The sequence below is a fragment of the Thalassoglobus neptunius genome (assembly GCF_007859735.1).
Taxonomy (GTDB): domain Bacteria; phylum Planctomycetota; class Planctomycetia; order Planctomycetales; family Planctomycetaceae; genus Thalassoglobus; species Thalassoglobus neptunius.
In genome coordinates, this window is record NZ_SIHI01000001.1 from 310020 (window position 1) to 322569 (window position 12550).

Annotated in this window: 8 protein-coding genes and 1 tRNA gene; 4 read left to right on the plus strand and 5 right to left on the minus strand. The window is 53.5% G+C overall.

Translation table 11 applies throughout. The features are described 5' to 3' along the window. The first annotated feature begins 449 nt into the window (after positions 1–449). Entirely contained in the window at positions 450–875 is a 426-nt protein-coding gene (locus KOR42_RS01215) for a hypothetical protein (RefSeq protein ID WP_146506805.1), read from the plus strand. 78 nt (positions 876–953) lie between these two features. Here the strand turns inward: KOR42_RS01215 and KOR42_RS01220 are convergent, their stop codons facing one another. Together KOR42_RS01220 and KOR42_RS01225 are read right to left on the minus strand one after the other, a co-directional pair. After that, a complete protein-coding gene (locus KOR42_RS01220) occupies positions 954–4424 on the minus strand; it encodes an efflux RND transporter permease subunit (RefSeq protein WP_146506806.1) in 3471 nt (1156 codons plus the stop codon). Beyond that, positions 4425–6518: an efflux RND transporter periplasmic adaptor subunit gene (locus tag KOR42_RS01225; protein WP_146506807.1), complete on the minus strand. Its 2094-nt coding sequence runs from the start codon at positions 6516–6518 to the stop codon at positions 4425–4427. It abuts the gene before it with no gap. Positions 6519–6632: 114 nt separating this feature from the next. Between KOR42_RS01225 and KOR42_RS27265 the strand changes: the two genes are divergently transcribed. Beyond that, positions 6633–6980: a hypothetical protein gene (locus KOR42_RS27265; protein WP_231740571.1), complete on the plus strand. Its 348-nt coding sequence runs from the start codon at positions 6633–6635 to the stop codon at positions 6978–6980. Positions 6981–7147: 167 nt separating this feature from the next. Here KOR42_RS27265 and KOR42_RS01235 read toward each other — a convergent pair whose 3' ends face one another. Both KOR42_RS01235 and KOR42_RS01240 read right to left on the minus strand, forming a co-directional pair. Further along, positions 7148–7624, minus strand: coding sequence for a hypothetical protein (locus tag KOR42_RS01235; protein ID WP_146506809.1), 477 nt, complete (start codon positions 7622–7624; stop codon positions 7148–7150). Positions 7625–7837: 213 nt separating this feature from the next. Further along, entirely contained in the window at positions 7838–9364 is a 1527-nt protein-coding gene (locus KOR42_RS01240; protein ID WP_146506810.1) for a TolC family protein, read from the minus strand. A 559-nt stretch (positions 9365–9923) separates the two neighbouring features. Here KOR42_RS01240 and KOR42_RS01245 point away from each other — a divergent pair. Continuing rightward, positions 9924–10361 carry a hypothetical protein gene (locus KOR42_RS01245; RefSeq protein WP_146506811.1) on the plus strand — a complete coding sequence of 146 codons (438 nt, stop codon included), beginning with the start codon at positions 9924–9926 and terminating at the stop codon, positions 10359–10361. Positions 10362–10796: 435 nt separating this feature from the next. On the opposite strand, the gene KOR42_RS01250 is transcribed toward KOR42_RS01245, so the two are convergent. Next, positions 10797–10870 (minus strand) — tRNA-Met (locus KOR42_RS01250). Positions 10871–11284: 414 nt separating this feature from the next. Between KOR42_RS01250 and KOR42_RS01255 the strand changes: the two genes are divergently transcribed. Continuing rightward, positions 11285–11761 (plus strand): hypothetical protein, encoded by a 477-nt coding sequence (locus KOR42_RS01255; protein WP_146506812.1) that lies wholly within the window; start codon positions 11285–11287, stop codon positions 11759–11761. The last annotated feature ends 789 nt before the right edge of the window (positions 11762–12550 follow it).

The following is a 12550-nucleotide window of genomic DNA, read 5'->3' on the forward strand; positions in this document are numbered from 1 at the left end:
CAATCAGGAATCGCTCGTTGATCACTCTCTGATTTGAGCATTTTCTGATGGACTTGCTCGAACTCATCGAGCAGGCACTCAAACGACTCGTGTCGGCACTTCAGGGACGAGTACATCGCGCTCTCGTTTCTGCCAAAGATTGAAGAAAGAAGCGTCTGCGTGCAACCCTCGCGTTGAGTCATCGTTGATGTTCATCTCAACTCTGAATTCCGTGGCCTGAAAGAGAAACGGTCGACGGGATTATTCCGATCAGGCAGAACAGGGAATTTCAGACCTTCCAATGATCGTTCGGGAATATCGATTAGGGCGGTTGAAAGAGGCAAATCCACGGAAGTCTCGCTCATCATGGGATCCGGGATCGGAAATTCGAGAACAGATGCCGATGCCTTAACTGGATCATGCACACCACGCGAAACCGGAATGCTGTGCGGACCGAGATGAAGACCTCTATGAATAACCACCTGTCCCGCTACTTTCTCTTGCTTCCCTCACTTCTTGTGGCAATTGCGATTGCCGGACGAGCGGAGGCTGGACTGCCAATTCACAGTCCACAATTCCAGCCAATTCACCTGGGACGATTCCTTCTTCCAGTCGAAGAAGTCGAAATTTCCCCTCCGGATGCCTACATGGTCAGTGTGGCGGAACGTCCGCAATCTTCGCCGGGCAAATTGAAAACTCTCGTCAACTCGATCAAATCCATGCCCTGGATTTCCATCAGCCCGAGCGAAGAAGAGACTCCACAAGTCAGAGCCATTGCCGTTGAAGCTGGCGAAAATCGCGTAACGTTGACGAAATCAACATCGCGGAATGATCAGAAGTCGTCGACATCGAGACTCGAATCTCTGCTACGAAGAATGGGCTATCAATCGGAGTGAGCCCGTTAACGTCGGAACTGAAGCGGTGCGCTTGAACTGATCTCCGCAGCTTCGAACACCGACCGTCTTCGGTTTCCGCTATCCGGTTGATTCATCGACGCCTGCCCAATGGCGGTCGACCATCCCAAGGTTCATCTTGAATTCCTTGAACCCTGCATAGAGCACCGGCACGACGAAGAGAGTCAAGAGTTCGACTGCCATCCCACCGATCACGGGCCACGCCATTGCTTTCGCAACATCCGAACCCCGCCCGGTCGAATAGATGACAGGCGTCAAGGCAATGATCGTTGTGAATGTGGTCATCAGGCAGGGGCGGATTCGTTTCATGCCTGCTTCGACGGTCGCGTTGCGAATGTCATCGATTGTCGCCAGTCGTTTGCGTGTGAAGACTTGATCGAGATACGTCGCCATGACCACTCCATCATCGACGGCGATACCGAACAAAGCGATGAATCCAACCCAGACCGCCGTGTTGATTTCGATGTTGTTAATCGCCAGAAAGATCATGCCTCCCGCAAAGGCGACCGGAATTCCTGCGAACACGGTGATTGTGATTGGCAAGTGGCGGAATTGCAGATAGATGATGAACAGATTGATAAAGATTACCAGAGGGATGACCCACATCAATCGCTGATTGGCTTCAATCTGGTTCTGGAATGATCCAACTGGCTTAAGGGCGTATCCGGTTGGCAATTCGAGAGTCCCGTTCTCTTGCGCCTCCCGAAGTGAACCCTCGACCGCTTCGACCGTCTCGAGGTCCCCAACCATTCCGGATGGCGAAAACGAGACGTGCGAGACGAGCCGGGCATCTTCACTGTTGATGACTCCCGGTCCCCATGTCGTCGTCATGTTTGCCAGAATGGAGAGAGGCACAACTTCGCCCGAGTGTGTCACGACGGGCAAGCGATCCAGTTCGTCGAGACGCTCCCGCAAGTTGCGTTCGTATCGAATTCGAATCGGGTACCGTTCCCGACCTTCGACGGTCTTGGTGACATTCGAGCCCCCCAATGCGGTTTCGATGATTTGGTTGACCATCGCTGTCGACATCCCGTATCGCGCCGCTGTTTCCCGATTGACCTGAAACTCGACATACGGTTTCCCCAGCACGATGTCCGGATTGACGGTGCCCGAGTTGATCTGTGGCAACCCTTTGAGATGATCTGCAACATTCAGAGATGCTTCAGCCAGCCCGTCGAGGCTGTCACCGTAAATCCGTATCGCCATCGACGCTTTAATTCCGCTTTGCAGCATCACAACTCGGCCTTCAATGGGCTGTAAAGGCGAAGCAGGTGTGACTCCCGGAAGAGTGGCGACTGCATTGATCTGATCCCAAATGTCTTTCGCGGTCACGCCTTCCCGCCACTCTTCTCGTGGTTTGAGCATGACGTAAGTTTCGACCATGGCAGCGGGGGCCGGATCGAGTGCGGACTCGACTCTTCCAATTTTCCCGAGGACATCTTTGACTTCCGGAATCTCCTTAATGAGAGCATCCTGCGTTTGCAGCACCTCCATCGCTTGTGAAAAACTCGCGGCCGGATAGAGAGTTGGCATGTAGAACCAACTTCCTTCGTCGAGGGCAATCCAGTCGTCCGACTCCAATCCGGTCAACGTATGCTTGGCATCAACATAGCCGGGGATTTCGTTCAGATCGGCGCCGAGAGACTTCGTGACTGTTTCTGCAGGTTTAAGAACGGTCGGCAAACCAATCCATGCACCGGCGCCCAGAACAATCAGGCTGATCGGCAGGCAGAGAAACAAGCCTTTGCGAGCAAGAAAAAATCGCAGCGTCGGAGCGTACACCCACAGGATGAATCGACTCACCGGGTTCTCATCCATTGGACGAAGCCGCTCTCCAAGAATCCAGAATCCACCGAGCCCACCGATGACAACGCCCCCACCGACCAAAAGCTCGATGGGAATTTCATAAATGGACATCACTGACGCTCTTGCCAGGAATGCCAAAACTCCCCCCGCAACAGCAAAGACAATTGCCCACACACAGCGCGGGAGCAGACGCATTCGACTTGATGAGAGAAACAATCGGCTGAGAAGCGGAACGAGAGTGATGGCCACAATCAAGGCGGCGACCAGCGAGAACGTTTTCGTCCACGCGAGCGGTGCGAAGAGTTTGTAGTCTCGACCGGTCAACATGAACACTGGGAGAAAGCTGACGACCGTTGTCAGAACCGCAGTCACGACAGCCGGTGCAACTTCGCCCGCCGCTTCGTTGATGACTTCAATCCGTCGCTGTGGACCACCCGGTCGACCTTTTTTCTCCCACTCAGCCAAGCTGTCGTAAATCGTCTCCGAGACAATGATTCCCATATCCACCATTGTCCCAATGGCGATCGCGATTCCCGCGAGAGACATAATATTGGCACCGATACCAAAAACGTGCATGGCGATGAATGCCATCAGCACAGCAATTGGGAGCGTGACAGCCACAACCAGACTTGCACGCAGATGAAGCAGGAACAACAGAATCACCACTGCAGTGATGAGAACCTCCTGCGATAAGGCTTCTCTCAGCGTGCCGATGGTCTCGTTGATGAGTCCGGTTCGATCATACACCGTTCGAATCTTGACACCGTTGAGGCTTGGCTCAATCTGCCGGATTTTAGCTTTGACTCGATCAATGACTTCCCTCGGATTCTCACCGAATCGCATCACGACCACTCCACCGACAGCCTCTGCTCCGTTCAAGTCGATCGCGCCCCGTCGAAACTCCGGCCCCAGTTGGACATGTCCGATATCCCGAATGCGAAGCGGAATGCCGTCGCGCGTTCGTACGACGGTCTGTTCGATGTCCTCGATGGCTTTGTCGATATCCTGTTCCGCACCGATGAACCCACGCCCCCGAATAATGAATTCCATTCCTCCGGACTCGACCGTCTTCGCACCGACATCAATGTTCGACTTGCGAACAGCTTCGACCAGTTGATCGAGCGGAACGTTATGAAACCGAAGTCGGTCCGGATCGATTTCGACCTGATACTGACGCACATATCCGCCGACGCTGGCGACTTCGCTGACGCCCGGAACAGCTTGTAACTCATATTTAACAACGAAGTCCTGCATGCTCCGCAATTCGGAGAGGTTCATCCCGTCTGGCGACTCAAGCGTGTAATACAACACCTGCCCCAAGCCTGTTGCATCCGGCCCCAACGTGGGAATGACGCCATTGGGAAGCGTTGCTCCTGCCGTCCCCAATTGTTCTGCCACTCGTGAGCGTGCCCAATAAAAGTCGGTGCTGTCCTTGAATGTCACCTGGACGAAACTGTATCCAAACAGACTTTTGCCACGGACCGATTCCGCATTCGGGACTGCCAGCAACGCGACCGACAGTGGATAGGTAATCTGATCTTCGACATCTTTCGGAGATCGCCCTGGCCAGGCTGTGAAGACGATGACTTGGTTCTCACCGATGTTTGGAATCGCATCGATGGGAACTTTGTGAGTGGCATACCATCCGTAGCCGATGCCAACGACCGTCAGCACCGCCATGATCAACGGTTCACGGATACAGAACGAAATCATCGCACGGAGCATCTACTCGACTCCTCCGTGTTGATCGACTGCGTCGTCCGTTTCCGGTGGCTTGTCGCTTTCTTGTGGCTCGTCGCTTTCATCTGAACTATCGTTATTCGCGTCAGGCGGAATCGTTCTGACCAACTCGCCGCAACTCAGCATTTCCCGGCCAAAATACGGATTGCGCAGCAACTCTTCCGCCTGCAACCAGTCGCCTTCGCCCTGTTTGACCATCGGGCAGAAGAAATGATTGAAGGGCGTTGTCGCCTCGACTCCACGGACTTCCGTCGCGAGCGTCACGATCGCATTGCTAATCAGTTTGAAATTAATGCGAGCTTCTTCGAGCGTCAGATGATGCAGATGCGGAATATTCTGCTCGATCACTTTCAGTTGCTCACGAACTCCTTCCGGAAGTTCCCCGGCAGCCAGCAGTTTTTCGGCCAATTGTTCGACAGTCGAGACCGGTTCCTCTTCTGGCACTCTATCGGTCGAGAGGGCACGCTGGATGTCAAAGTACGCGCGATAGAGTTTTTCAATGTGTTGGCCGGTTTCCCCTTCCAATTGAGCGATCTGAATCTCATCAAAGTCGAGCGGCGTGTTGCGGAGCTCCGGTTTCGGTTTCACTTTCGTCGGATCGATGAGGCTGGGCTTACCAGCCAGTTGCATTTGCGAATCGATGAGAAAGTTTCCGGACGTCGCAACCTTTTCTCCGACCAACAGGCCATCGAGAATCACAGCCTCGTTCATGAGAATCGGTCCGAGTGTGACGATGCGAATTTCAAAACGCCCGGGATCAGTCTCGACATACACCACGCTCCGATCACCAGCCATCAAGAGAGCCGACCGAGGCACAGTGATGGATTCCTCCCGCACAACAGGTTGATCCGTGTACCCGTAGCGTGAAGTCGGGACGAGTTTCATTCCGCAGATCGGACAGTCACCCGGTTCACTTCGGATGACCTGAGGGTGCATCGGGCTGATCCATTTGCCAGCCAGTTCCGCGTCAAAAACATCGCCCTGTGGACCAACAGGAATTTCGATCGTCGCCTGAGCATAGTCGCCCGGACGAAGCTCACCGTCCTCATTGAGGAATTCAACTCGAACCCCGACCGTGCGATTCGACTTATCCACCCGGGGATCAACAAAAGCAACACGCCCGGTCAACATTTTCCCCGGGAGCGAAGTCAGTTCCGCTTTGACAACTTGACCGAATCGAATGCGTGACGCATCCTCCGGGTAAAGTTTTAACATTAGCCAGACAGTCGAGAGGTTGGCAATGCGATAGATGGGCTCCCCGGCCGAGATATATTTCCCCTCCTCAGCAAGCTTCTCGATGACCGTTCCGCCAATGGGAGCGTAAATCGTCAGGCGAGACTTGGCCTCCCCCGACGAATCGAGTTCGGTCAGCTGCTCTTCACTCATCCCGAGTTCAACGAGTCGTTGGCGTGAGTTGGCAACGAGCTTCGTTTGCGCTTCTCGGACCGATGCCAAAGTGGAATCCCGGGTCTTGGCAAGAGTCTGTTTGGCTTCGACATACTCCACTTGAGCGGAGTAAAGCTGCGGGCTGTAAACCACGGCAAGGTGGTCCCCTGATTCAACCACCACACCGGTGTAGTCGGCGAAAAGTCGCTCGACACGACCGTCGATGTACGAAGCAATCGTCGCCTGACGACTTTCATCGATTTCAATGGAACCGATGGTCCGCAATATGGTCGTGACAGGTTGCTTCGTCACTTCGGCGGTTTTGATATTGGCAAGCCGTCGCTGCGCCGGTTCAATCGTCACGGCCAGCTCATCAAGATCGGCCCCGGTGGACGTTGCGGGAACAAGTGCCATCCCGCAAATCGGACAACGCCCCGGACCGGGTTGTCGGATTTGAGGGTGCATCGGGCAAGTGTGGACCTCCTCCGATCCTTCATCGGAAGACGCCCCTGCCGACAGGCTCCCTTTCTGGATCCAGCCAGTTCTCTGGGCAACTACCAAGAGAACGATGAGAAGCACTCCCGTTCCGAAGAAGAGACCGATATTGCCAAAGCGTGAGACCCACCACCCCAACGATCGACGAATCGGTTGAGGAGTAACACTATCCTTTGTGGGCAGAGGGTTTTGATCCATCGAGAGTCCCTTTCAGATCGAAGAAGTCGACTGGCTGAAGCGACGAAACCAGCATTGGACCGTGCCGGAAAATGCTCCAACCAGCCGCCCAAATCATCGAACGTCAATCAAGCGATGAGTGAATCACGAGTGATCGTGATCGTCGCTTTGATGACCTTCGTGGTCGGAGCCACTTTCGGAACCGGCTTCAGCGGCAGCGAGTTTCTCGGACTTCTCTTCGTCGGAGAGGGCCATGAATTTTTCATCACAACCATCGCAGCAGAAGCCAATCGTCTTTCCGTCCCACTCGACGGTTTTAGCTTCCACGGACACCTTGCCACCCATGATCGGGCAATGTTCATTGGCGATCGTGACCGAAGAGGCCGCTTGTTCACCAGCGTCACCGGAATCGGTCGAGGGAGACTGATTACAGCCCACGAAGGCGGCGGCAAGCAGAAGGGAGAGACTCAGAACAGAAAATGAGCGTACGAGTTGCATGTCTGACCTTTCGAATGTGAAATCAACATCAGTTTCGAGATGCTGATCAAAATAGATTGCGTAAACGGAATCTCAGCCCGGGCAATCAGGCGGAGAATCAAGCTTGGAAATGAGGCGACAAGACATCGCCAAAAGAGAGACGCGATCGTCGGCTAGGTCAGCCAGACGCAAAGCACAACCTGCTTGTAGTTGTGCGTCAGTTCAACATGCGAAGGAACTTGCGAGTTCCCCAAAGTGGGAGCGAAAATCAACCGAGTTCTGATGCACTCATCACCACTGACAATCGCAGCCAGCAAGTGTTTGAAGACCGATTCTGAAGCATCCGGAATGCCCTGCTCTTCAGAGCTGCGAGGAGTAAACTCTCCACAGTGACAAACGGAAACACGTTGAAACCCGTCTGCGTTCCCATCTGAGCGATGCGAATCGTCGAATTCAGAGACCGGGCTGCAGTGCGAACACGTTCCCGCATCGAAAGCTTCCTCTCCCGAGCAGCAGCAATCTTCTTCCCCAGCTTTGCATGGAGAAGGCAAAGATCCACAACCGCACCCGAAGTCCATTCCAGCGCACACCGTCTGCATGAGCAGCAATGCGAATGTCATCCAAGCGGCAATGGGTCGATACTTCGGCAACACGGTGAGATCGTTTTCGCGAAAAGACTGACGGACACGGTGCAGTGTATCGAGGAACGCAGAACAGGTCCAACAGTTTTTTATTACATTCCGTGCTCATTGCCGTGCATCATTGGAGCCTTCTGGCCAGTCGCATGGCTCTCCGGCTGACTTCGCAAAGACCGATCCAGGATATGCGAAGAGGACCGGCTTCGTCATCGCGAGCCAATCTTTTCAATCAAGTTGTTCGAGTGAGGGAAGCTTGTTAACAACGGGTGCGATCGTCAGGTCGCGGCCTGCAGCTTGTTGAAGACGGGCGTTGGCGATGGCGAGTTCACCGACCGCCTGATGGTACCCCAGCTCCAAAGTCAGCAAGTTGCGGTAGTCTCGAATGATTCTGTCAAAGTCGACATTGCCGTTGGAGTAGGATTCCTGATCAGCAGAGAGAGTCTGTCTCGCCTGCGGCAGAATCGTATCCGCGTACAGCTCTGCAGTTTCCATGGCTCTGTGAGCTTCGGTCATCAAATCGAGAATCAGGGCGTCGTAACGGTCCGCAAGATCAGTGACCGACGCATGTGCTGCCTGATGCTTCCATCCAGCTTCATTCTTTATGGCATCGTATTTCTCTCGCCAGATCGGAAGGCTGACCTGAACTCCAACAGCCCACGGGTCTTCTCCCACATTGACAACCGATGAATCAGGACGATTATCGTCTGTGAAGAAATGGCTCGCCGTCAGCATTAACTCCGGACGACGACTCAGTCGTGCGACCTCAATTCCCCACCGTGTCGCCTGCGTCCGCAATCGAGCTGCCTGAATCTCGGGTTGCGTTCCCAATGCAATTTGGTGAATTGCTTTCTCATCGAGATCGATCGTCGCGAGTTGAAGTTCCCGGTCTGAACGAATCGGGAATTCAGCAGATCGCCCAACCAACCGATTGACTTCTGCTTCCACTGCCCGTCGCTGCTTGCGATAGGTCAGCAGCCGCTCTTCAAGTTTGGAAAGCTCGAGCGTGCCCAAGAGAACATCACCCTGAGACGCCTGGCCTGTCGCGATTCGGGCATTTGCGACATCAATCAGCGATTCGAGTAACTCTTGATTCGCTTCGGTCGTCTCAATCTGTTTGTCAATAACATACAGACGATACCAGCCGACCCTCACCCCCGCGATGACTCTCAATCGTTCGGCGGCGTACTCAGCACGTACAGCGAATGCTTCAAAACATGCCTGCTGTTGTTGTGCATTCAGTTTCCCCAACCATGGAATCGTCTGACTCAAACTCATCGTGGCCCTCTGAGAGCCCGCCGCAGTCTCAATGGGATCACCGAAAATGTTGGCTCCCAACTTCGGATCGGGGAGCTTATCAATATACTGCGATCTCGCCGCCGCAACCTGATACTCATGAAACAAACGAATCAGACGCGGATTCTGATCGACCGCCGTGCTGACGAGAAAACCGAGTTCTGATTCCTCAGGCGATGGCAACGGAGAGATTGTGTCGACCGCAGGTAGCTGTTCACCGCCAGCTTCCATCAAATGCGGAGCCTCTTCGACAACTTCGTCATCGTCCTCGTGCGCAACTTGCTGTACCGCAGGACTGGCTTCTACGGAGGGTGAACCGGCTTGCGCTTCCTCGACTCCGTTGGAGTGGGAGACGAACAACGGAGTTCTCTGAGATTGACTCCGAGTCGTTGCGCATCCGCCAATTAAGCTGACGACGACCAATAGCATGAGAGAATAAGTCGGGAAATGTGCCCGCATCGTTCAACCTCGCAGACGCAAACAGACGGACCTTCCAAACAGGCGGAGTCTGGCTACGCAGGGATATCAACAGGCGGCACGGTCCTCTGCTTTCTTCGGTGAATCGGTCGTCCGAGATCGTCCGAAAGTGCGAAATCTACCGATTGTCGGCATACCCCGAGTGGAGTTGTACCGGTTCTAACGGTTCATCCGCCCTCGCCCCCAAGCCCACGTTCCTCCCCCATGCAGTACGACCCAAACGACAACCAAGTGCTCGTCCTCCAACAAACCACTCACGAACAAACACGTCGCCCAACTCAATACATCACCCAACTCCCCATATTGCCGAACAGGCTTCGATACGGGCAGCTTTTCCCCTAGCTTTCGAAAGGAGTCGCGATGCCCCCAGCACAACAACTCGAAAACAAATTCAGATCCAATTGAGTTTTTTCAACTTTGGCTTTTCGAACCGATCGAACTGCTCTTCACTTCTTGGCAGTTTCACTACTGTCGAAACGAAGAATTCCTCAACGCGGAATCATGGTACCAGTCACACGAACCACGCGAAGACGTTGACGACATGCTTGCGTTTCAAGAGGCTAAAGAAGAATACATTCGCAGCGGGGAGGCAACGCGACAGATTGAACAGAAATCTGAACATCTGTTTCACTTTGTGGTCGCAGCAATCGCGTCCATCGCCACAATTTCGCAACTCACAGAAATCCCCTTCTCCAGTTTCATTCCAGCTTTGATTGCGTTTACATTCGCGCTCATTTTCACGTTGCGTTTCCGCTCCACACAAGATGAGCCCGGAGGAATCGAACCCAAGTACATGATCGCCGAAGTTGAATATGGTGGTTCTCAGCGCCTCGCCGGAACATTGGCAAAAGCGTTTCACTGTTCCTGTATCGCTCTCGTCGAAATACGGGAATTCAAATCACGCGCATACAATTTCAGTGCACGTATGATCGTTCTAGCGATTCTCTTCACAGGGTTTGTATTCATCCGCCACGCTTAGACGGCGGTGATGGGGGAGGCGGTGGAGGCGAAGCACTCTGCTTGCGTGGTGGAGAAGCTGGAGGCGGAGGAGGCGGACTCGAAGGCCGCTGAGATTGAGAACCACTGGAATTCGTCATTCCTCACACCCCGCCAAATCGATCCACCGGCCCAAAGGAATTATCCGGCCAACATTCTCAAGAACATAGCCCTTTCACTCACCCCTTCGACAGACAGAAACTTCACGCTTTGTTTCGCTGATCGAACCACCACACAGATCGCAATTGGCCCACGAGATCAACAACGTCCCGGCCCTTTACGGACATCCAACAACTATTCCCAGAACAGCGACTCCGTCGGATCAACGAAACCCTGATCGCGGATATTCAATCCGCGATCCGCTCGATAGTGAACACGCCGACAGCAAGCACTTATGCTTGCGATAGTGAACACAGAATAGCGGTGGAGGGACTCGAACCCCCGACACGCGGATTATGATTCCGCTGCTCTAACCAACTGAGCTACACCGCCGGAAATTGGATTTTCGTTGGGGTGTCTTTGTTGGGACATCCCTGATTCTGTTGGCTAACTGTCGATGAGTGTTCGATTTGTGAACATGCGATCATCGATGGTTCAGGGTTCTGAAGGCAGCGAAGTGGGGTCACTCATGCTTCCTTAACCAACAGGGAGGCGGATTATTGCGAAGGAAGTTTGAATCTGCAAGCGCTTTCACTGTGAACACTTCGACAGTTTTTGAACCTTGTTCGAATTGGTGGCTCGGTCGACCTTTTTCATCACGGTCTTCGCACTCTTTGGGAGCATTTTGGCCGATGACTTCCGGGGCGATGGTGTGAATCACTGCAAACGAGCGAAGAAATGCTCTCGAAGTCCGGGTACAGAATTTGTTTCGAAAAATGGGGATTGTGGCTGCGGACGGAGCGACTTATGATTGTGGTCGATTCACTCATTAAAAGAACAATGAAACTCTACCTGTTGATGATCGTCAGTGTTGCTCTTGTCCTGCAGCCGCTTCTCGGCGTCGGGTTTGGAGACGTGCGTGATCATGGAGAGGTTGCTGGATCAACCTGCTGTGGTGACGATCCTTGCTGTCCGGGGCCTCAGAACATTCTGGGAACCTTAGCACCGACATGCTGCTCGACTGAGGCTTTCGATTCGTCGACGCAAGTTTGCTGTGTCCCGGACGCTTCAGAAGGTCGGCAACACGCGAGCCAGGACGGATCGGACGACTGTCCGTACCAAGAGAACAGCTGCCCATGCTGTGTTCCGTCAATCACACTCTCGGCGATTCTCACGAGTGAATTGAATTCTCCCTCTTTGATGACCGGAAAAGTCCACTCACGACTGAAGTCTTTGTCGGTCGAACGGAGCAGCCGGATTCTCCGCCTCCAAAATCGGTTGTGATCGTTTAGTTCTTTTTTGACCACGAATGTTTCTCACGCTCAGTGAAGCTGAGTGTTGGGGAACATCAAGCTTCGACTGCGTTTGCAGTCTCTTACAACCGTATCTTTGGAGTAGAAAATATGTTTCAAATTCTTAGTCTTGGGGCGACTTCGGTCGCACTCTTGTTGATGGCCAACGCCCCTGTTTCACAAGCGCGGGTTCAAACTTCCTCAAGCTTGGAATGCTGTTGCGTTGATGCGTCCAGTTGTTGTGTCGCTGGATGTGACGACTGCGACATCTGTGAAGGCCAATGTCTCACCTCAGACTGTTGCCTGAATTGCGACTGCTGTGTGAGTTGCTGCGACGACGCTGCCTGCCTGTCGGACTGCTGTGTCGATGGCGTTTGCATCACCGGTGAGTGTTGTTCTTCGGGGAATTGTTGCGCTGCGAATTCTGCGGCAAGCTGATGAATGGGATGACGTTTCTGTCGGTCTGATCTCACCGCTCACGATGCGAAATTCGTGATGGTGTGATGGCTTAGCCGCAGGAATGTCTTTCTAAAAAGAACGTTGAACGTCGCCCGCTTTCTCTGTTGAGGAAGCGGGCATTTTTGATGGATGCGGATTTGTCTGAGCACTCGCTCAAGCTGTCTGGATGAAGGGCCGTCTCGGTTCGTCGTAAGAGTTCGTGAATTCCATTTCGAAAGTTGCTCTCTTCTCTCGGCGTTGTTTTCGATGAGCTGGTTTTCCAATCTCCGGGAACGATTGATGTTCGATCTGCGATCCGTGATGATGAGTGAAGCTCGCTTGT